The sequence below is a fragment of the uncultured Kordia sp. genome, assembly GCF_947496985.1.
Classification (GTDB): Bacteria; Bacteroidota; Bacteroidia; order Flavobacteriales; family Flavobacteriaceae; genus Kordia.
The window spans coordinates 138,517-160,707 of the sequence record NZ_CANMEZ010000003.1; the positions used below are offsets into that span (position 1 = coordinate 138,517).

20 protein-coding genes and 1 tRNA gene are annotated in these 22,191 nt (G+C 28.7%); 13 read left to right on the top strand and 8 right to left on the bottom strand.

Annotated elements, in window-relative coordinates:
- Nucleotides 1-56: 56 nt before the first annotated feature.
- The 4 genes from Q0828_RS08980 to Q0828_RS08995 form a co-directional block, all read right to left on the bottom strand.
- On the bottom strand, nucleotides 57-905 hold the full coding sequence (locus Q0828_RS08980; RefSeq protein WP_298419760.1) for an AraC family transcriptional regulator: 849 nt from the start codon (nucleotides 903-905) through the stop codon (nucleotides 57-59).
- A gap of 34 nt (nucleotides 906-939) precedes the next feature.
- The gene (locus Q0828_RS08985) at nucleotides 940-1,770 is read right to left on the bottom strand and encodes a T9SS type A sorting domain-containing protein (protein ID WP_298419762.1); all 831 of its coding nucleotides are present in this window, start codon (nucleotides 1,768-1,770) and stop codon (nucleotides 940-942) included.
- Between the two features lie 213 nt (nucleotides 1,771-1,983).
- Nucleotides 1,984-3,006 carry a hypothetical protein gene (locus Q0828_RS08990; RefSeq protein ID WP_298419764.1) on the bottom strand — a complete coding sequence of 341 codons (1,023 nt, stop codon included), beginning with the start codon at nucleotides 3,004-3,006 and terminating at the stop codon, nucleotides 1,984-1,986.
- A 102-nt stretch (nucleotides 3,007-3,108) separates the two neighbouring features.
- Nucleotides 3,109-3,300: a tyrosine-type recombinase/integrase gene (locus tag Q0828_RS08995; protein ID WP_366523573.1), complete on the bottom strand. Its 192-nt coding sequence runs from the start codon at nucleotides 3,298-3,300 to the stop codon at nucleotides 3,109-3,111.
- 367 nt (nucleotides 3,301-3,667) lie between these two features.
- Here Q0828_RS08995 and Q0828_RS09000 point away from each other — a divergent pair, with 367 nt between their 5' ends.
- The 7 genes from Q0828_RS09000 to Q0828_RS09030 all read left to right on the top strand — a co-directional run bounded on the left by Q0828_RS09000 (nucleotide 3,668) and on the right by Q0828_RS09030 (nucleotide 9,203).
- Nucleotides 3,668-3,832, top strand: a complete 165-nt coding sequence (locus tag Q0828_RS09000; RefSeq protein WP_298419766.1) for a hypothetical protein — start codon at nucleotides 3,668-3,670, stop codon at nucleotides 3,830-3,832.
- A 127-nt stretch (nucleotides 3,833-3,959) separates the two neighbouring features.
- Nucleotides 3,960-6,092 carry a sensor histidine kinase gene (locus Q0828_RS09005; RefSeq protein WP_298419767.1) on the top strand — a complete coding sequence of 711 codons (2,133 nt, stop codon included), beginning with the start codon at nucleotides 3,960-3,962 and terminating at the stop codon, nucleotides 6,090-6,092.
- A gap of 12 nt (nucleotides 6,093-6,104) precedes the next feature.
- Nucleotides 6,105-6,749: a response regulator transcription factor gene (locus tag Q0828_RS09010; protein ID WP_298419769.1), complete on the top strand. Its 645-nt coding sequence runs from the start codon at nucleotides 6,105-6,107 to the stop codon at nucleotides 6,747-6,749.
- A gap of 141 nt (nucleotides 6,750-6,890) precedes the next feature.
- On the top strand, nucleotides 6,891-7,826 hold the full coding sequence (locus tag Q0828_RS09015) for a caspase family protein (RefSeq protein ID WP_298419771.1): 936 nt from the start codon (nucleotides 6,891-6,893) through the stop codon (nucleotides 7,824-7,826).
- Nucleotide 7,827: 1 nt separating this feature from the next.
- Entirely contained in the window at nucleotides 7,828-8,184 is a 357-nt protein-coding gene (locus Q0828_RS09020) for a hypothetical protein (protein WP_298419772.1), read from the top strand.
- An 11-nt stretch (nucleotides 8,185-8,195) separates the two neighbouring features.
- On the top strand, nucleotides 8,196-8,945 hold the full coding sequence (locus Q0828_RS09025; protein ID WP_298419774.1) for a TIR domain-containing protein: 750 nt from the start codon (nucleotides 8,196-8,198) through the stop codon (nucleotides 8,943-8,945).
- Nucleotides 8,946-8,975: 30 nt separating this feature from the next.
- Nucleotides 8,976-9,203 (top strand): PH domain-containing protein, encoded by a 228-nt coding sequence (locus Q0828_RS09030; protein ID WP_298419776.1) that lies wholly within the window; start codon nucleotides 8,976-8,978, stop codon nucleotides 9,201-9,203.
- A 543-nt stretch (nucleotides 9,204-9,746) separates the two neighbouring features.
- Here Q0828_RS09030 and Q0828_RS09035 read toward each other — a convergent pair.
- On the bottom strand, nucleotides 9,747-10,193 hold the full coding sequence (locus Q0828_RS09035; protein WP_298419778.1) for a hypothetical protein: 447 nt from the start codon (nucleotides 10,191-10,193) through the stop codon (nucleotides 9,747-9,749).
- Between the two features lie 829 nt (nucleotides 10,194-11,022).
- On the opposite strand from Q0828_RS09035, the gene Q0828_RS09040 reads away from it, so the two are divergent.
- The 4 genes from Q0828_RS09040 to Q0828_RS09055 are packed head-to-tail and all read left to right on the top strand — an operon-like array spanning nucleotide 11,023 to nucleotide 17,211.
- The gene (locus Q0828_RS09040) at nucleotides 11,023-12,954 is read left to right on the top strand and encodes an AAA family ATPase (protein WP_298419780.1); all 1,932 of its coding nucleotides are present in this window, start codon (nucleotides 11,023-11,025) and stop codon (nucleotides 12,952-12,954) included.
- Nucleotides 12,951-14,783 (top strand): UvrD-helicase domain-containing protein, encoded by a 1,833-nt coding sequence (locus Q0828_RS09045; RefSeq protein ID WP_298419782.1) that lies wholly within the window; start codon nucleotides 12,951-12,953, stop codon nucleotides 14,781-14,783. The genes Q0828_RS09040 and Q0828_RS09045 overlap by 4 nt, the downstream gene beginning before the upstream one ends.
- Before the next feature lie 7 nt (nucleotides 14,784-14,790).
- Nucleotides 14,791-15,885 (top strand): hypothetical protein, encoded by a 1,095-nt coding sequence (locus tag Q0828_RS09050; RefSeq protein ID WP_298419784.1) that lies wholly within the window; start codon nucleotides 14,791-14,793, stop codon nucleotides 15,883-15,885.
- A gap of 45 nt (nucleotides 15,886-15,930) precedes the next feature.
- Entirely contained in the window at nucleotides 15,931-17,211 is a 1,281-nt protein-coding gene (locus Q0828_RS09055; RefSeq protein ID WP_298419786.1) for a hypothetical protein, read from the top strand.
- Between the two features lie 68 nt (nucleotides 17,212-17,279).
- Here the strand turns inward: Q0828_RS09055 and Q0828_RS09060 are convergent, their stop codons facing one another.
- Nucleotides 17,280-18,617 (bottom strand): ATP-binding protein, encoded by a 1,338-nt coding sequence (locus Q0828_RS09060; RefSeq protein ID WP_298419788.1) that lies wholly within the window; start codon nucleotides 18,615-18,617, stop codon nucleotides 17,280-17,282.
- A 144-nt stretch (nucleotides 18,618-18,761) separates the two neighbouring features.
- Nucleotides 18,762-19,610 carry a hypothetical protein gene (locus Q0828_RS09065; protein WP_298419790.1) on the bottom strand — a complete coding sequence of 283 codons (849 nt, stop codon included), beginning with the start codon at nucleotides 19,608-19,610 and terminating at the stop codon, nucleotides 18,762-18,764.
- A gap of 570 nt (nucleotides 19,611-20,180) precedes the next feature.
- On the opposite strand from Q0828_RS09065, the gene Q0828_RS09070 reads away from it, so the two are divergent.
- Nucleotides 20,181-21,440 carry a hypothetical protein gene (locus tag Q0828_RS09070; RefSeq protein WP_298419792.1) on the top strand — a complete coding sequence of 420 codons (1,260 nt, stop codon included), beginning with the start codon at nucleotides 20,181-20,183 and terminating at the stop codon, nucleotides 21,438-21,440.
- Nucleotides 21,441-21,574: 134 nt separating this feature from the next.
- Here the strand turns inward: Q0828_RS09070 and Q0828_RS09075 are convergent.
- Nucleotides 21,575-21,648, bottom strand: a tRNA-Met gene (locus tag Q0828_RS09075).
- 132 nt (nucleotides 21,649-21,780) lie between these two features.
- On the opposite strand from Q0828_RS09075, the gene Q0828_RS09080 reads away from it, so the two are divergent.
- Nucleotides 21,781-22,170 carry an START-like domain-containing protein gene (locus Q0828_RS09080; protein ID WP_298419794.1) on the top strand — a complete coding sequence of 130 codons (390 nt, stop codon included), beginning with the start codon at nucleotides 21,781-21,783 and terminating at the stop codon, nucleotides 22,168-22,170.
- Nucleotides 22,171-22,191: the final 21 nt, after the last annotated feature.

The following is a 22,191-nucleotide window of genomic DNA, read 5'->3' on the forward strand; positions in this document are numbered from 1 at the left end:
AATAGGTTTGCAAAACTCGGAAGTATTCTGAATTTCCATTGTTTATTAAGGGTCAATTATTGTGCATTTTGGCCCAATCTATATTCTGAGGGTGAAATATTATATGCAGCTTTGAACATTCTAGCAAAACTTGAGGGATTAGAAAAACCACATTCGTAGCAAATTTCGCTTATTGAATATTGAGAATGAGTGAGTAATTTTTTTCCTCTTTCTAATTTTTTCTGTCGTATGTAGTTTGCAGGAGAATTATCGTATATTTTATTAAATTTTCTTTTAAAGGAAGAAAGACTATTGTTAGACATAGCTGCTAAACGAGGTAGGTTTAATGGCTCATATAAATTTGCATCAATAATTTCTTCAAACGAAAAAATCTTATCCGAAAATAATCTTCTTGTAATAGCGTTCAAATGTGAAGACTCCTGAGTTTGTAGAAGTAATAAAACAATCTCCTTTAACTTTACCGACAAAATATCTTCGTTAAGTGCATTTTTGTGATCGAAGAATTTAGTAACGCTTACAAAATAGGAACTCACCAAAGCCGAAGCATCTTGTTGAAAAATGTCTTTTTTTAATGGATGTGCTAGTTCTTTCCAAAATTTAGGTTTTTGATTATTGAATACTTTTTTTAATACATTTCTATCGAAATGGACCATAATTGTACTTAAAAAACCTGTTTCTCTTTTTGAAAGGGAATGTCCAACTGTTTTTCCGCATAAAGAAAGTATGACCGTTCCTTTTTTAGCTAAAAAACCTGAACCCGTTATATCTTGATTATTGCCTTCTAAAATATATGCAAAGCAAGATTCTGAAGGTAAATCTAGTTCTTCTTTTATAGGTAAGGATAATTGGTACCATGAGAATAATGGTTTTTCGAAGAGTAGGATTTGTTTAAACTTATTAGTCATACATTATTTTTATACGCCTTAAGGTAGCAAATCGTTATCTCAATATAAGTTTTGTAATAATTCTTTTTTTGTCAAATATTGCCTCTATAAAATAAATTCCTTTTTTTTCATTAAGGGTCAAATCAATATTTTGCTGAAATTGGTAATTGTTATTATAAACTTGGCGACCCATTATGTCGAAAATATGAATTTTAACTTCATATGGTTTATCTAGTTTAATGGTAATATTTCCACTTGATGGATTTGGATAAACACTCAAATTTTTATTTGTAAAATTATTTTCATGTATTCCAAGTGTCACACATGGACTCATATTATGAGACGATAATGAATCTGTCATGTTAATTGGAAAAACGTCCCATTCTGTTGTTCCTAGTGGCCAATCTTTTTGACCTTTTTGAATTTCAGGCATTCTTATTAATGTAAAATTGTTCGTGGCACCTGAGCCAACAGACCATCCACTACCTGGGTCAACACCTATTTCACCTATAATATCAAGTGTGTCCATTGTTGATATTTTCTTTAGCCATATAGCATCATCACCATTATAAGAAGTGATTGAATGAAGTGTATCTGCAACAGCCGTAATTTGAACTGTAGCTGAAGGGTTAGCAATTACATAAACATCTTTTGAAAGTAGAGAGCCTTGTAGAAATAGATTATCTGTGGGCGTCAATGAGCCATTAATATTTAGATAAACAACATAGTCCGATAAATCAATTGTATTTTCTGTAGGATTATAAATTTCAAGAGCTTTATTAAAACTACTTCCTTCAATATATTCAGAAAAAAATAAGTCAGTACATTGAGCTTGTGTATTATAAATTATTTGAAGAGTAATGAATATTGTTAAAAATACTTTCATTTAGTTTCTTTTTAATGTTTGCTAACGGTTTTGTATATGGCTTGTAGCGTGTAAATTAAAAAAATAATTTCGGATTAATCACAAGCCAGATTTTTAAATTTCACTATTTATTTTTACTTGGAAAGTCGTCAAATTTAAAAATTTGGCGACTTTCCAAATGAGTCTTAACTTTGTTGAAGCGACTAATTAGCTATGAGCTATATACGTCTTAAGTTAGCCACCGTATTTTTTCAGGACTTCAAATATTATTCGAGCTTTATGCTTTAATGTGTATTTAACTCCACTTGGTTGTTCATCATCGTTTATTATTCTTTTAGCAATTTCTTCTTTAATTGACATTGATAACAGTCCTCGTCCTCCAAGTCGTTGATGAATAATATCAATTTCTTTGCTTAAGTTCAGAAGATAACGTTTTGATAATTCAGAATAAAAATACTCTTGAATTCCGTCAATTATTTTTGGTTCTACACTTCTAATAAATTCGCCACTAAAAGCAGAATTAATTTCGCAATTGCTGAATTCATCATCAATAGATTCAAATCCTGTTTGACTAATAGATTTTTCAATTGAAAAAGTTAAAATAAATTCATCAATAACAAAGAAATAAGGGTTTTGAATATCAGGATGACAAAAGAGAACAGTTGATTTACCGTCAGAATAATCTATTGACCTTAAAGCCTTGTATGTTATGTTTTCTAAAATTCCTCCTTTCTTTAAATCATCTAAATCGTAATTCTTGATTGATAGAAATTGGGACAAAATCATTTGTAATCTTTCCTCATCAGATATATTGAGTTTAAATCCACTTTTTTGTGCAATCGAAAGTCTCCAAACAATTGAAGTCCAAAATATAAATGCTAAAAATGAATCTTCTAAATTTTGATAATTATTATTCGGTTTACATTTGTGCTTGATTGTTTCAGAGTATTGACTTTCAATTTCGCCAAGTCTTTTTTCACAATCACTACAAAATATGTTATCCTCAACTAAAGGAATTTTATTATTCGCAATTCTTTCTTCAGTAACTTCTTCTCCGTAAACTTTTTCTAAGGTTTCTGGTTTTGTTGCTCTACCAAAATATGATGAAGGATGAAATTCAGATAATAGGAATCCCATTTCTTTGTCTCTTTTTGTTGAACCATCTTCATTGTCAATTCGCTTTAATAAAAAATGAGGAATTATGTGAGAACCTGTTTTATCAGCTGGATTTTTGTTGCAAATGAGGCAGTTTTTCATATGTTACCTAACGTATGTATAACAGGAATTCCTGTTATTTCTCTTATTACCAAACTATCTTTTTTTACTTCATTGATTCGGTTTTTTAAAGCTAACAGAATTCTAACTAAAATAAAAATCATCTAGTGGATTTTTAATGTTTTCAATACTATTATACTTAATATGAGTGTAAATTTCAGTGGTTTTCGAATTTTGGTGTCCCAATATATATTGAATGTATCGTAAACTTATACTTTTCTCTAATAAATGCGCTGTAAAACTGTGTCGTAGTATATGTGATATATTACTGTGCATGTTTATAAATTGCTAACAAATAATGTTTTATGGGAAAAGGAATGTAGTACCGTTTTTTAGTTTGCGTCACTAAGTATAGTATAAATACTTCCTTCGATTATATACAGTCGTTCTTATAATTCAGTAATAGAAGGTTGTTCTTCAAAATTATTTAGTATTATATTTTCTATAAAATTGTATAAATACGGAAAGCCGTAATAATTCTTGAATATATAATTTTAGTTTTATTCAGTTTTTAAGTGATTCAAAATATCATAAAATAATTGTTTATCCACAATTTTAAGGAGTATACATACACCAAATATTTACGATTGATTGTTCTTCGTAATAGATAGACATTTGTAACTCAACATAAAATATTGAAATTATGAAAGTAAAAACTACAAATGAATTTGATTTTGAAAACGAACTTGTAAGCATGTACTGTTTAACTGACGACCCAGGCGAAACATCAAAGCCAGATGAAGGAGACGGATCAGTTGAAACGGGTGAAGAAGAAGAAGAAGAAGGAGAAATTAAACCGTATGATTAATTTGTAAGAAAATTTCACAAAAAGAAAGGCTTTGCATATCTTTATTAAGAAAAGTAAAAGCCTTTTTTAGATTGCATTGAATCCCCAATTTATTACAGAATGAAATTAATAGCATGAAAACAAATAGATGAAAAATTACACTTTATATCTTTTTAGTGTGTTATGGCTCCTTGGAATATCATATTCTTTTGCTCAAAAAAATAAGAAACTTGACAGTTTACTAAATATTATAACGAAGCAAAATGGAATTGAAAAAATTGATGCACTCAATGAGTTAGCATGGGAATTAAAAGATTCTACAGGGATAAATTATGCTTTAGAAGCAATCAAACTAAGTGAACAACAAAATTATTACAAAGGAACTTCAGATGCATACAATCGTTTAGGACGTATAGTAAAAAAACAAGGAGATTTAGAAGCTTCCAAAGTTTATTATTCAAAGGCATTAACGCTAGATGTTCATAATAATAATATGTATAATATAGCTAGAGCAAAAAATGAATTAGCAATAATTTATAAACGGGAAAGAAAATATGTAAAAGCGTTAGATTATTTCTTATTTAGTTTAGATGTTTTTGTGAATAATAAAGAATATGAACAAGCGGCTATAGTTTCTGGAAATATAGGAAGAGTATATAAAAAGCAAGAGATTTACGAAAAATCACGTGTCTATTATGAAAAGCAATTAAAGTATAGTGTCATAGCTGATAAATCGAATTTGATAGCTAAATCATATCGGAATTTAGGAGATATTTATAAAGATCTTAGAAACTATGAAAGTGCACAGGAAAACTATCGAAAAGCAGAAAAAATATATACTGAAAAGAAAAAAAATAAAGAGATAGCTAATATTTTAGTAGACATTGCAAACACTTATGATTATTTAAATGAAGATATCAAATCAAAAGAAACTTTTCATAAAGCTTTAAGTTTTTTTCAAAAATACCCAAAACTAGGAGATAAAGGTGCTTTTCATTTTAACTTTGGAACGTTATATAGTAAACTAGGACAAAAAGATTCTGCTAGCTATCATTATAAAAAAGCGGAAGCATTTTTTTTAGAAAAAAATGATAAGGAAAAGTTATTAGTATATTATAATAATATTGGGAATGTATATACTGATTATAAAGAATATGAAAAAGCATTATCATATTTTAATCAGAGTTTGATATTGCAGAATCGTGTGAAAGATTCTTCGATGTTAGCAAAAACTTACGAATCAATGTCCAATGTTTTTGAGGAGTTGAAAAATCATCATAAAGCATTAAAATACAAGGATTCAGCTTACACAGTACGAAGTGATGAATTTAAAAAAATAAAACAATCAGATCAGTCACAAATCGCTTCTATAAATAATGAGAAAAAGTTAATCACTATAAAAAGTGAAAAGGCAATAATAAAGAATCGAGAAGAAAAGTTAAAGCTGTATACAATAGGCTTATTAGTAGCATTATTTCTTTTAACAGCATTATTTTTTTTCATCACGAAAGCGAGAAAACAAAGACAAAAACGTGTATTGGCAGAAGCAGATTTGGAACAACAGAAACTTATTGTAACTCATGAAAAAGAGAGACAAGAACAACAAATACAGGAGTTAATAAAAATACAAGAAATGAACGCTATCAACGCTATGATTAGCGGACAAGAAGAAGAACGAAAACGAATTGCACAAGATTTGCATGATAATTTGGGAAGTAAATTATCATTAGTGAAAATTCATTATCAATCAGTAGAAGACAATTTAGAAAGCATAGATGATGAAGCAAAAACACAGTATGAAAAAGCCAATCAATTATTAGATGAAGCTTGTAAATCAGTTAGAGAGATTTCTCATAATATGATATCTGGAACATTGTCAAAATTTGGATTAATTCCAGCATTAAAAGAACTCAAGCAAACTTTAGAGAATGTATATTCTAAACAAAATCAAAATAAAATATACATAGAACTTTCCTATCATAAGTTAGATAATAGACTTGTAAATACTATGGAAATACAAATTTACCGTATCATACAAGAACTTTTAAATAATATCATAAAACATGCACAAGCTTCGCGGGTAGATATTCAAATATTAAAATTAGAGCAAGGTGTCAACATTATTGTAGAGGATGATGGAATCGGTTTTGAGGTAGACAAATTGCATGAAGGCATAGGACTTAAAACCATACAATCAAGAGTGATAAATATGAAAGGAAGTTGCCTTATAGATTCAGGAAAAGGAAATGGCACAACAGTTACAATTGATATACCTACTTAAACAATACATAAGATGAAAGAAAAAACACAAATACGTATCATAATAGCCGATGATCATAAAATGTTCATCGAAGGTTTACAATCTTTATTAAAAAAACATACACATATAAAAATCATTGGAGAAGCATCTAATGGAGAGGAAGCATTACAATTACTTAAAGCGCATGAAAATGAGGTAGACATTGCTGTATTAGATATTGATATGCCTCTGAAAAATGGTTTTGAAGTATTAAAAGAAATGCAAAATCTAGCAACTAGAGCTAAAACCTTAATCTTAACAATGCACGATGAAGGAACTATTATTAAGGAATTAATGGACGCTGGAGCAAATGGTTATATTTTGAAAAATAGAGGTAAAGAAGAATTTGTAGAAGCGTTAGAAACTATAATGTCTGGTAATGAATATCTTAAAGGTGATGTACTGGGGAATTATATTACAGCAAACAAAATGCCTGAACCGAAAACGGTACATCTTACCAGGCGAGAATTACAAGTACTAAAATTATTATCGGAAGACCATACTTCGGGAGAAATCGCTCAAAAACTAAATATCGCTGTCAGCACAGTAGATACTTATCGTAGAAATCTTATAGAGAAAACGGGTGTCAGAAGTTCATTAGGCTTGATAAAATATGCTTTTGACAATAATATTTTATAGTATTATTAAAAATAAATAACAAAAAACTAAATTATAAAAACTCCTCAGATTTGAGGAGTTTTTTGTATCCACAATATTAGGCTGTTTTGGTGTAGCTCTTTCTTGCAACTTTGTCATCATAACTAATCAAACCAGCTAAAAATGAGAAGAGCATTACTCATAGGAATTAATGACTATCCTAAAAATCCTTTAACAGGTTGCGAAAATGATGCATTACGTATGCAATCAGTATTGAAAACTCATGAAAATGGAGATGCTAACTTTGATTGTAAGATATTATTATCTAGCAAAAGGAGTGTCACACGTTCAGAAATACGAAAAAATATAAAAAAGCTATTCAATCATGAAAAAGGAACTGCGCTATTATATTTTTCAGGACATGGAGCAACAACAGTTGCAGGAACATATTTAGTTTCACAAGACGCAAAACCAGAAGATGTAGGCGTTAGTTTATTAGAAATTGTAGCTATAGCAAATAACTCCAAAGCAGATGAAGTTATTATAATTTTAGATTGCTGTTATGCTGGTGATGCAGGAAATAGTATTGACTTAAACGAGCGTAAAGTAATCCTTAGAGAAGGAGTTTCTATTTTGGCAGCTGCTTCCGCAGATCAATATTCGTATGAAAAAAATGGAGGAGGAATTTTCACCAATATTATTTATGATGCACTAAAAGGCAGTGCTGCAGATGTTAGAGGAAAAATAACATTATCAGGTATTTACTATACTGCGGATGTGTTTTTAAATGCTTGGAATCAGCGTCCAGTATTTAAATCGCATGTATCACATATGATTTCTCTGCGAAACTGTACACCTAAGATTTCTTTAAAAATACTTCGAAAACTTCCTACTTATTTTGATGGAGAAACAACAGGAATTACACTATCTCCAAATTATGTCAATACAAAAACTCCGCTTGCAGTTATGATGAAACATTTACAAAAATATCAAGCGAATGGCTTATTAGAACCCATAGAAGCGAGTACACTACATGAAGCTGCATTAAATAATAAGAGTTGTTGTTTAACGGCTTTAGGTAACTATTACAAATCATTAGCAATACAAAACAGGTTGTAAGATGAAGGACATAGTTATAAAATATACAGTTGGTTTAGGAATGCCAAAGCTATTATTCTTAATAGCTAAAGCAACTAGCGAATACTCTGGAGCAGCAGCAATAACATCGAGGTTGAAAGATTTCTCTTTGCGAATAGGTATGGAAGAAGGTATTGGAGTTTTCGTATTGATTGGCATCTTAAGTTATGAACTGTCATCATATTCAATATTAACATACTATCAGGATAAAATAGAGCGTGATCGGTCTAAATTACAATTAAAAAATCCAGATGTCGTCTTGAGACGAATTGATACATATTCAATATCTAGTGCTTTACGTAGAAAACTAAAAACGAAGTATTTATTGTACGAATTTTAAATCCACTACTAATGATACCATCAGAAAAATATAGAATCGTTCAGGATATTTATTTTACAATGCAGTCAACTTACAACACTGAAGAAATTTTAAATATTCTCAGAGATTATAAAATAGAAAGTAATTTAGAAAGAAGATATTCACAAGAATCTGTAAAAGGACTTATAACACAAGCGAGCGATGAAACTATACTTGAAATTGCTAATGATTTAAAGCTTGTGTCTTTTTCTTCGAAGTCAGGAGGAAAGAAACCACAACCTTCCAATAAACAAAAAGTTAAAAAGATTTTCATTAGTCATGATGATAAAGATAAACAAGTAGTAGAAAGTTTTATACAGCTATTACAGGGTATCGGAATCAATCCAGAAAATATCTTTTGCTCTTCTCTTGAAGGTTATGGAACGCCCTTAGGAAACAATACAGACGAAGACATAAAAACACGCCTTACTGATGATGTGTTAGTGCTATTTATGATTTCAAATCATTTTTATAATTCAAATGAATGTATGATTCAAATGGGCGCTGCTTGGGCATTGACAAAGGATCAAATTTCTGTAGCTATTCCACCTTTTAAATTGGAAGAAATGAAAGGTGTTTTTCAAAAATTTCAAGCAATACGTATTGATCAAGAAAAACAACTGGATTTACTCAAAGAGACTTTAGAACACAAATTTGGATTAAAAACACAAAAACATTTGCATTGGGAGCCTAAGCGAAATATGATTTTACGAGACATAAAAGGGCAGCTCTCGATATACTAAAAAGAAGTATTAACTAATAAAAAAGCAAATATGAAAATAGATTTACTAGTAAAGTTTAGTGTAATTAATGAATTACACGGAGATACCAAAATAGAAAAAATAGCAGATATACTTCTTGATGAAGAGAAAGTTGAACTTGCTTATACTCATGCAAGAGATAGAGTTTGGTTTACCAATAAAAGATTAATCACATCGGACTTTACTTTATCTTCCTCAACAACCACATTCATTAAAGACAAACTTTGTCCTATAAATTGATTAACTGCTTTTTTTGCCATTTTTTAAAAGTAAAAAGTAGTTTTATTTCGAAAATGTTGTAATTACTAAAATTGATTCTTTCTTGAACAAACAAATATTCAGAAACCCCCATTTTTTTATAGAAAAGGTACATTTTTTTGTGAGAACAGAAGTTGTACAAAATTGGGGTCAGGCTATTTTCAATTAAGACTTCAAAAAAATGTTCTCCAGTTATTCCATAAACTAAGTCCCAAGTTTCGAAATCCCAAGATAATCAAATAGATGGATGTGTAAGAGTTCGTGAGTGAAAGAATGGAATTCTAATTCTTCCGTAGGTATTATAATCGTGGCTATTCCATTTTCAGCTTTTCCCATTCAAGAATATCCTGTTGGGTCAAAAATCAATTGAAAAGAGTATTCATTTTTTAGTTCATTCCAAATATCTTGGTTTTGTTTTCAAACCGTTTAAAAAGGAAGTAATATGATTTCTTTTTAGTTCACTAATATCTATATACAATAAATCATTATTAGTTAGCCATTCCATAAATCTATTGTAGTGTCCTTTCATTGAACCTGCTGATTTTTTGTCCAGTCTGATTCTCTTTGGCTTAAAGCAAAAGCAAGTGCTTTTTTTATGGTGTAACCAGTATTGGTACTTACCACTTCCGCAACTTTTTCGGTTGTATCGTTTGAACTTCGAAGATTATCTAGACGTTTTTGAGTTTGTTCATTGGTTTCATAAGGAGAAAAACCATCTTTTAATAATTTAAGTAAGGCTCTACGATATGTATTTAAAACTTCCATGCGTTCAGCGCGTGTTTTAAACCTATTTGCACCTTTGAAGATTGGTTTTTGCTTTTTCATCTTACCATCTTCGGGGTTTCTATAGTAGAAATATACGTACCAACGTTTGGAAATATCGCCTTTAGCATCATATATTTTAGGCTCTGAATACATCTTTTTTGCCATAGAAATATACTCGTTTGTTAAAATCTGCTCGAATGTAGTCATAAAAAAACGGTTTTCCAAAAGTGGAAAACCGTGTAAACATTGACATAAAGCCTATTTTATCTTTGTAGCGAGATCGGGAATTGAACCCGAGACCTCCGGGTTATGAAGCGGATAGGTCCATTCTTAAGTTGTTGATTTTTAATGAATTGAAAAATAAGGAGTCCGAAAAACTATCAAAAACGCCCAATTTCGGCACTCCAGAACTGTACTCCTTGTTTAGTTAAGACCCGTCTTAAGTTAGGTATATTTTCTTTTTTTTGAAATAAGGTTACATGTTTTTAAATGGATAATAACAAGTTGAATAAAACTAGTATCTATAGTTGTAACCCCTTTCTCATTATTGTATTTAAATTTTTAAGATTGAGCATAGTTTTTAAATCGAACCCTTTTGACATGTTGGGTTTCGAGTAATATTTCATCTGCCTATATGGAGGGAAAAGTCAAAACAACTGCGGTTATTTTTTTAGAAAAATGTTTTAGTTCCCGCAGAGCTTGGTCTTGAAATTATGCAAAGGCAAGAGACGAGATATGTAATTGATCGATAACACGACATATCATAAAAAGTGCGTAAAACGAAAAATGTTGATCCATAGAAGAAATTGAAATAGTTTTAAAATAGCAATTGAAATTGAATTGCAGAAAAAATCTACTCAAATACGGAAAACCGTAAGGCTTAAATAAAACAAAAGAATATTATGATACTTTTAAAGAAGCAAGTTTCTTTAATTTCTAAAAACTACTTTTTTGAGAATAAATTCTTAAATTAGAAAAAGAAAATTACTATAAAATCGCATTTTTACTAATCAGCAATTATATAAAACATTAAAGAATGTACCTATCGTATATCAAAGTAGAAAATTATAAAGGAATTGATACTATAGAAACTGAATTTGATCCTAACATTAATATTATTATAGGAGAGAATGGGAGTTGTAAGTCTGCCTTAATTGATGCCATACGAATACTATACAATATCGGAGAGCCGATCAGAGAAATATCCGTATCTTCTGATGATTTTCATCAAAAAATCATGAAATCTGATACCGAAAATCATCTAGAAAAAGCTACACTGATTACAATTACATATATTTTCAAAGGTTTATCTACTGCTCAAAAAGGTGCTTTTTATGAGTACATGGTAATTGATCCTAATGATACCGAAGATGATTATGCTAAAATAATTATTAGTTATGAAGAAAAGAATGGAAAATACCCGCAATTTTCATATAATACGGGTGATATTGATGGTCAAAAAGCTGACTTTAAAACATTTGAACTATTTCAACATTATTATCTTAGTGCATTAAGAGACAGTACACGCGATTTATTGAATACTCGCGGTAATGTATTAGGAAGAGTAATAAAAAGATTCGTAAAAAGAAATGAAACAGAATCGGAAATTGAACAAATAGTAAAAGATGCTAATTCTGAATTATTAGATAGAGAAGAAGTGAAAAAAACAAGAAGTGGTATCAACAATAATCTTGAAGCTATTTTTAAAAAGTTTCTTGATAATAAAATTGGACTTCGAATCGCTGAATCAAAAACAGAATATATTGTCAATGCAATAAAACCCTTTCTACCTCATGATAGAGAAAATTTAAGCGAAGAAGGGTTTAATCTATGGCAGAATAGTTTAGGCTTAAACAATCTTATTTATATTGCAATTGTACTTGGTGATGTTAAAGAGCAAATTGAAGATAATAATATTCCACATTATGCTCTTTTAATTGAAGAACCGGAAGCGCATTTACATCCACAACTTCAATTAAGCCTTTATAATTTTCTTACTGGTGCAAATACTTCCGATAATAGTCAACTTTTTATAACTACTCATTCACCAACTTTGACATCAAAAGTACCTTTAAAGAACCTTATATTACTAGATCATAATAAAGCCTATAAATTAGAAGACCAGTTTGAACAAAGAGTTAGTGAAAATATAATAGAAAGTACTACTAAAAATGTTGCTTTAATCGATTCTGATTTTAAATTAAGACAAAGAAAACTCGAGCGCTATATTGATGTAACAAAATCCCAACTTTTTTATGCCAAATCAATACTATTTGTAGAAGGAATTTCAGAAGAACTTTTACTCTCAGCGTTTACTCGACTAGAGGATTACCTACTAGAGGATTATAGAGTTGAACTTGTTAATGTTAAAGGGACATCTTTTTATCCATTTTTATACTTATTCAATCATCAAGATGAAAATAAAAGAATAAATAAACCAATTACTGTACTAACAGATGACGATCGTTTTACATCTTCTAAGGAAGCTAAATATAGCTTTAATAAGCTTTTGGAAACTGATTATTCTGCACTTGATGAATTAGATAGTAATATACAGAATGGAACTGAAGCAACTAGAATTGCAAACCTAAACTCTGTCGCAAATAATGTTGATAATATAAAAATATTGCACTCTTTTAAAACTCTAGAGTATGAATTAGCTATTCATAATATTGAAGTTAATCGCACAGAACTACATAATAATTTTCTTTTTGATTATATTAATCAACATTTTTCAGATAAAATTGATAAAATTATAGAATACACTCAAACATTTGAAAACGATATAATGAGTGAATCTGAAAAAAGAAAAGTAGGTATTCTTCTTTGGAAATCATTACCCAAAAAAGCAGAATTCGCACAGGATTTTTCAATATATATAATTGAAAATATAGATAAGGCAAAAACATCATTTGTAGTCCCTAAGTATATTCAAGAAGGATTAACTCATTTAAGACAAGGAATATGATTTACGACTTAAATGAGGAAAGAAATGCTTACTTACAGGCAAGAGGGAAAATAATATTAAATGCTTGTCCTGGAAGCGGAAAGACAACAACAATCGCACAAAAAATAATAGAACTTGATAATTCTAATGAAATTAATTCATATTCAGGTATAGCCTGCCTTTCATTTACAAACTCTGCTAAAGATGAAATAAATGAAGCATATACAAAACTTAGTGGGAAGATTTTAAAATTTCCTAATCACGTTTCTACTATCGATAGTTTTATAAATAGATTTATTACACTTCCATTTTATAATATATTAAATCGAGATTTTAGTAGACCTAAAATTCTTGACCACACTAATATATTAAATGATATGTGGAAGAATGAATATATAGGGAGAGATGGTAAATTGAGGGAAGGCTTAAAAAGACCTTTGAATAATACTGAGTATAAAGCAAAAAATAATAGAAGTATATTCTATGCGTATCCACCAAGTTCAATTAGAATAGAACCAAATGGAGCATTTACAGTTGAAGGTAAAACACCGTCTAATGGAACTGTAGATATAGATAAGTTCAACAAATATTGCCAATTAATTAAACAAACGCAATTTAAAAAAGGGTTAATTTCGACAGGTGATTCAGCATTTATTGCTCTACATATTTTAAGAACGAACCCAAAAATCTGTCAATGGTTAGCCTTAAGATTTCCTTTTATAATAATAGATGAAGCTCAGGATAATTCGTTAATACAACACGCTATTTTTGAAGAATTGTCTAAACAAGGTCTAAAAAATATAGAACTAATAGGTGACCCTTATCAAAGTCTTTATGAATGGAGAGATGCAAATCCAAAAGAGTTTTTAAAAAAATATAATGAAGATAATAGTTGGAATTCATTTGCCTTAACAGATAATAGGAGATCGCCTCAAAAAATTATTGATATATTTTCTATACTAAGAAAGGTAGATGATGCAAAAATAAATTGTTTAGATAACCTCTTTATAGAGAATTCAATTATTGTTTATAAATATTCAGGGAATAACTTTCAATCTATTATTAAACATTATGAGAACCTATGCTTATCAAAAACTCTAGAAAAGAATAATATCGTTGTTAGAGGAAATTCTTTAAAGAATAAATTATTGGGGAAAACAACAGAAGAAAGACCCTGGGGAATTGAGTTACCAAAAGAAATCATTACAGCTAAAAACCGTTTTTTAGGTAATGACATAAAAAATTCGATAAATGAAATGCGTACTATTTCTGTAAAGTTATTAAATCCAAAAAGTGACTATCATCAATTAAAAGAAATAGAAAGAAATAGAAAAGAAGATCATCTTTTTAATTCACTTTTATTTAAAATTCTGAACGATCTACCAAGTTTTGAATTAACAGTAGCGGATTGGACAATACAAGCTCAAAATTTCATTAAAGAAAAGTTAGGCTTAGATTATGAAGTTGATTTTAAACTTAGAAATAGGAAATCTAAATATTTTAATAAGGATAAAACATTGAATGAATCTGTCGGTATTCATTTTCAAAAATCATATTCTGAATCAAATATACCCATAACTACTATTCATCAAGTAAAAGGGAAAACTTTAGATTCAGTATTAATATTTTTTAACGATAAAAAGCACATTAATAATATTCTTTTTGAAGATATTTCTAACTTAGAGAATAGTTTCCCAGATGAAAAGAAAAGATTAATATATGTAGCAATGTCTAGACCTAAAAAGATTCTTGCAATGGCATTTCCTGATTCTATAACAGATGAAAGTATTTTTGAAAAATTTGGAACAGATATAAAAATTATATCTGAGGATGAAATAAAGGAATATTAAGATTTTAATGAAAAAACAATTACCAAAACCAGAAAACTGGCAAGATTTTGAGTCCTTGTGTAAAAAGCTCTGGGGCGAAATTTGGAAAATACCAAATAAGATAAAAAAGAATGGTAGATCTGGACAACCACAAAATGGTGTTGATATTTATGGAATTCCAAAAAATGAAAAGCATTATTGGGGGATTCAGTGTAAAGGGAAAGATTCGTATACGCATGCAAAATTAACTGAATTAGAAGTAGATGAGGAAGTCGAAAAAGCTAAATCATTTAAGCCAAATTTATCCGTTTTAATTTTTGCTACGACATCAAATAAGGATTCAAAAATTGAAGAATATGTAAGATTAAAAGATTTTGATAATAGAGAAAATCAAAGTTTTGAAATTTTACTTTTTTGTTGGGAAGATATAGTCGATCTTATTGAAGAACATAAAGATGTATATGACTACTACATGAATTCACAAAAGTTTAAAACTCAATTTGATTTTGAACTTTTGTTTAATGAAAGTCAAAACACTAATATTGAGATAAATCCAGAGTTTTATAATTCTAAAATTGTATCTGTTATAAAACCACCTCCCATTCATAATCCAAGAAGAAGTAACATACATATTTTAGACTTAACAGGCGGTTGGAGTGATCATAGAAATGGTGAAAATTTATCTTATTGTGCTGTGAATTTATTGTTAGTCAATACTGGACAGGAAGTTCTTGAAGATTGGAAACTTATGTTTAAAGTTGAGGGCGAATATAAGTTTTTAGGTAGTTATAATGGCAGTGAGGATCAATTATCTAGAAGTGTCGCAAAAATTAGTAATCCTAGAGCATTTATTGAATATAGTGATGAATTTACCTTAGAATCTTCTAAAGTCATTATTCAAAGTGACTTTAGAAAATATCCGTTATGGATAAGACCTCTACCAGAGAAATATCAAATTAAACTTTCATGGATATTCTTAGCTAGAGGCTGCAAAAGCAAAGGAGAATTAGTCATTAATGTTAATCCAGTTATCGAAGATCGAACTTTAAATAATGAAGTTGATTTTCAATATGAATTACAAAAAGATCAATTTAGAATTGATGAAAAAATTATATACCAATAGAAAAGGTAATTATCTTAATTATTTTGAAAATTCAAAAAGTATAACATGAGTTTAATCATACAATCATTTTACAATATTTTTTGGCAAGACCCAGCTTGTCAAAATCTATTTTTGTTATCAAAAGAAGAATTATTAGAAAGTATCTCTTTCGGAGATGAAAATAACCCCTATACATATTCTTCAAATAGAATAATTATATCAAATGCTCAAAATGATTCAGAGGCGATTGATACAATAAAATTTAGAAGTGAGAGATATGATCTTTTTTTAGGTAATTCTTTAGAGGAAAAGATAGAATATTTTAAACCAATAATTGAAGATATCTATGATAAAAAATTAAAGAAATCATTTGAAAAATTAATAAACGATTATAATGAAAAAGGTTGGAGATTATTTGTTAGGTTCATAAAAATTATTTCTAATGAAAAGAAGAGAGAAGATAATATAATACAGTTTTTGCATGATTATGGATTCATTGGAAAACATATAAAAACTTTTGAAGGAGTTGAAAAACATTTTGAGAAATTATTTATTCCTAAAAAAAGAAATGAATTAATTAATGAACAGACTATTAATACTTTTTTCGAGGGAATAAAATTTATTAAAGAACTATACGTAAACCACTCATACAAGAAGTTATATACAACAAATCAGGTTTTAGTAAATACATTATATAGTGAAGATAATTTTAATTCTAGATTAAAGCTTTTTCATTTATTATATGAGAGTAAAATAATTTATCCCAGTAATGAAGATGCATTTGTAGAATGTTCAAATTGTGAGCCTGAAACATATAAGGGTACTCTTCAGTTAAGAATTAATCCTAAAAAATTAAATAATCTAAAGTGCCCATTATGTTCAAGTGAACTTACTTATTTTATTCCTTACGAATTAGATAAAGAGATACATGAAATAGTTAAAAGCAAGGATGGGCTATTGCTTAATGCTTTGTGTAACAGATTAGATAAATATAATATTGACTACAAAACAAATGTAAATTTTTTGGACGATATTGAGCTTGATTGTTTCTTTAATAAAAATGACGAAATATACTTTATTGAGGTAAAAATGTATAAACTTAATACCTCTAAAAGCAAATTGAAAAGTAAGGTAAAGGAACACTATGGGAAATTAGTTAAAGATGTAAAACGATTAATTAAACTAGATCAATTTAATGGAAAAAGAATAAATCCTATACTATTATTAAACATAAATAATGATTCACTACTACGTGAAATTATTGGGGAGTTAAAGGGACTACATTCTGGAACTTTAGAATCGAATTGTAAAATAATTAATTTAGGTTTATTGAGGTTTGAAGAATAATGTAGTATCTATTTCGAGACTAAAAGTTTAACTATATTTTCGATTTCATTTGATAGATTAATTTTTACTTACCAGATATCTCCATCTTGAGCAAGATCCTTAAAATATGCTTCTCTTGCAATTTCGAGTTCTTTTCTTAAAACACCTTTGAATTCTTGAAGTAACCTAGAGGAATTAACATCTTTTTTATTGTCTTTACGTAATGCGCATTGACAATAAGCTTTTATAAATGGATTGTTAAAATAATAAGAATTAGAGTTTTTATTAAATCTTAATATTTCTGCTCTTGCAGGTGTAGTTAGTTCATCTAAATATTTTTTTAGATTATTTCCTTTGTAATTTTTATTTTCTAATCTTAAATTGGCTTTTACACTATGGATAGTTATTTCTTCTTGATTTGATAATAAAATAGCATTTAAAATGTTAATTGGATTTTCACTTTTTCTTTTGTGAACTATTTTAGTAGCTTTCTCAAAAATTGATTTATAAGTATCTGAGTTTTCTTCTAAGTATTCATCTAATGCAGCTTCAAATGTATTTACAATAATTTCTTTTGTTCTACTACGTCGTATAGTTTGAAAAATATTATTTTTTTCACAAATTAGTAATGCAAGCTGATGAGTAATTGCAGGAAGACCATTAGAATAATTTATAGTTTTATTCTTAATGTAATCAGGAAATTTAATATTTAACAAAGCCTCTCCCTTTTCAAGTATTTCTAATAACTTATCATCGGTCATCAGAGGAACTTCAATCTCAGAAATCCTACTTTTCATTTCAGGATCATATTGTAAAACTTCTCTAGCAGAATTAACAGCCCCCAATGCTATAATTTTTAGCTTTGGGTAATCCAATGAACTATCCATAAAAACCTTCATAATTTGAGAAAGAAGAATTTTATCCTCAGTTTTAATTTTATGATAATCTTCTAAAACCCAACAATAGGAAGCTTTTCCTATAAATTTAGCAAGTGTCTGTGGTGTTATAGGTAAATCAACTGCTCTTTTTACTACTTGTTTATTACTATCATTTAATTCAGTAGATAGAGTAGCTTTCAAACCGAAGTAGGATGCGCTTAATGCGCCACCAGTTTTACCTCCTTTAGTTATTTCTTTTAATGGTAAATAGTACATTTCAAGTTGATTAAATGCATCAGTAACGATATCTTTCAGAGTCATACCAGTAATACATCTAGTAGTAATATACTTTATCTTTTGCTCTTTCAGCTTTTTTATTAATATTGAGGTCTTTCCAACTCCAGAATGTCCATAGATAATAATCTGTTTACCAGGTGTTCTGATAGCTCTAGTCAAACGATCATTTACTGATTCTCTTTCTACAAAAGTATAATTAGCAGGTTGACTAGGAGTAAAAACTTCTATGTGTTTAAAATATTTTTTTGTCATTGAGTTGTATAAAGTTTACAGAAATGAATTTTTATTAACTAAATACACATAAATATCTTACTATAATATAAATGTAATTGTACTTTATTTATGGGTTTATGCTGATTAAAGAACCTTAATTGAATATGAATTTTAGATGATATTTTAAAATTTATATGATTTGTGATATATTGAATCTAGCTCTTCGCCAGTAGATCTAGTTAAATGTCCTAAAAGTTTTCTAGAAATTAATCTTCGTTCTTTTTCAAATGCCTCTAAAACCTTTCTTTTTTCTTCTATCTCCATTTCATCTCTAATATAAAATACATCTGTAAAAAAAGGTTTTATTGATAGAATTTGAGGGAATATTCGAGTATTGTCATCTGAATCTATATTATGAATTAAAGATTTCATTGTTGCTAAGGCTGTTATGGTATTTGTAATAGTAGTTCTATTAATCTCTCCAGAGAAAGGAATAATATTGGTAGCATCTTTTGATGATATACCAATTACATCAACTGAAAGAGTACCAGAAAGTTTCTTTCCCTCCGCTGCAAAACCTATAGCAAATAAATCTCCTAGATTTATTCCTGCTTCAAATGTTGTTAAATTCGCTACCATACGTAAACCAATACCAATTCTAGCTTCACCTACAATTGTACTATGAGTTCTGTATTTTGCATAATCTAAAACAACTTGATAAGTTGAACCCTTCGAAGATATTGTCGCAGATCCGAAATTTGCATCAATGCCAGCAGATATATCTTTTACTGAAACAAAAAAACCTTGATTGTCTAAAAATTGTAATCTATCCTTATTTGTTGCGTCTCTCATATTTATAGTTTGACTTGTATCAGCTACAAACACCTGCCATTTATTATACTCTAAGGGATCTATAGGAGTAAAACCTGTATGATTTAATACGGTTTGGTTAAATACGTTCTTTAATGATTTTGAGCTATTACAAGAAGTCACTAGTAATAGAATAATTAAAATTAATTGCGTTTTTTTCATTTTGTAGCTTGATTTAGTTTTTAATTAAAATATCATTTATAAAAACTGAATAAATAATGATTAATCCTTAAAAGTATATTCACTAATGGATTCATTTTAATTACTTAAAAATTGTATAATAGATTTCACAGTTTAAATTTATTTTTTATTGTTCTTTTTTCATTACGGTTTTCCTCATTTCAATTATAAAGTGTTTGGAATTGTAATACAATGCAAGCAGATAAATGATGCTAATTAATTAAAGTTTTCAATTACAGAGATTAAAAATTAAATCTATAAACTTAATTTGTAGTTTAACTCATTTTGAAATATTCAAAATTTTTGAGTTAATCTCATACTAAATAGAAATAAAAAATAAGTTTGTCCACAGAAACCTCAAGTTTAACTTAAGATACAAGTGCTTGACCAGTAAAAGTCAATTCAAAAAATTTTCCCTTTATAACTTCTAGGAAATAATCTTAATTCCCCTAGAAGATGAAACGAATAAAATTACCCAAACGACCACACAAAGGATTATGTATTTATTGCAATCATTGTAAAAAGTATTTTTTTAATACAAGCGATGTATATGTGAAAATAAAAGATGAGTTGATTAAAAGAACAGCTATTTGTGGTATAAAGAAAACTAAATTTTTGAACTGTAAATTTCCTGAAAAACACCGTTATAGAACTCGTATTCACTATCCAAATCAAAACGCTAGCTATAAAACTAAAACCTTAAAAGCAGAAACATATAACGATGCTGTTGTGGAAGCTATCAATTATGAAGAAAATTTTTATGAAAGATTAAAAAAGGATAGTGTTGATTCAGATGGTAAATTGATTAAAAGATACTATCTGTTTAATACTCAAGTTAAATATATCAATTTTTTAAATGATAGAGGAGTTCCAGAACACAAAAAGGCGAATCGTTCTGAAAAACATATTAAAGAGATTTATAAGTGTTTATTGTTATTTAATGAGAGCTTGATCTTAAAAAAAATCAACATTAAAACTTTACTTGTTATAAAAGTGAGTGATTCGCATGTTGGCTATTTTCATACGTATTTATTGAAATACAAAGGTTATCAAAATAAAACATACAATAACAAGATGAGTGCTTTAAAAGCTTTCTTTAAGTGGGCAAATAAAGAATATAAATTGAAAATGGATAACCCTTTTGAAGATGTTAAACTTAGATCGACTTCAAAAAGCATTGATACTATTAGTGAAATTGAGTACAATAAGCTTTTGGAAATTATTTCGCCAGAAAAAGGTTATGTAATGATTGGAGTAAAAAATCCTAAAAGGAAGAATCGATACAAGTCTTATTTAAAAGATGGAATTGAGTTAGCATTGCATACAGGCGGAAGGAGAGAAGAAATAGTAGAATTAAAATGGGATATGATAAAAGAAGTAGAAAATAGACCTACTTATATTTTAGTTCCGAATTTAAAAGTAGAAAGACAAAAGGGAAAAGGTTTCAATGACAATGTTCCTCCAAAGATTATTCCTGTAACTACAAGTTTAAATCTTCTTTTACATCGACTGGGTTATGAAGAAAAAAAAGGAAGTCACGAATACATATTATGTCCCGACAGAAGTAAAATAACAACTTTAGGCATCATGGAAAATCTTTCAAAAGGTTTTTCACATTTTTTTGATTTACTAGATACAGGCAGAAAATTACAATTAAAGCATTTGAGAAAAACTTATTTGACGCATTTGCAATCTGTAATGGGAACAGAAGCAAAATTACTTTCGTCACATTCTACTGATGATGTCCTTAAAAAGCATTATATAGATCAAACGGTAATTAATAAAGCGGTAAAAGACCTCAAAATATTCTGAAAATCGATAAAAAAAGCTAAAAAGACTGATTAATCAGGTACTTTTTGTAGGTACTTTTTGAGAGGAGTACAGTTATTTGTAAGAATTAAATAGAAGTAAAAAAAATAACCCATTGAAAATCAACGGGTTATTAGTAGCGAGATCGGGAATTGAACCCGAGACCTCCGGGTTATGAATCCGACGCTCTAACCAACTGAGCTACCTCGCCTTGTTTGCGGGTGCAAATATATAAACAATTTTTTTTTGAGCAAATAATACTCAATTTTTATTTTTTTTATTGTTTTCTTTTAAACTAAACAATTAATGTATATATTGTCAACAACATAATTATAAATAAAGCATGTCAGATAGAGTTAAATACGAAATTGAGTTCCCTATACAATCTTCGCCGCAGCTTTTATTCCAATATTTATCTACACCTTCAGGATTATCTGAGTGGTATGCAGATAATGTAAATTCCAGAGGAGAGGTTTTTACCTTTATTTGGGACGATAGTGAAGAAACGGCAAAATTACTAGGGAAGAAAAATAATGAACGTATCCGCTTTCAGTGGGAAGAAGATGAAGATACATCAGATTATTTTGAAATGAAGATTGTTGTCGATGAAATTACAAAAGATGTTTCTTTAATAGTCACAGATTTTGCAGATGATGATGATGAAGTGGAAGAAGGTAAAATGTTGTGGGAAAACCAAATTGGAAGTCTAAAACAAGTTTTAGGTTCACGCTAAAAAAATCATTTTTTAAAACTA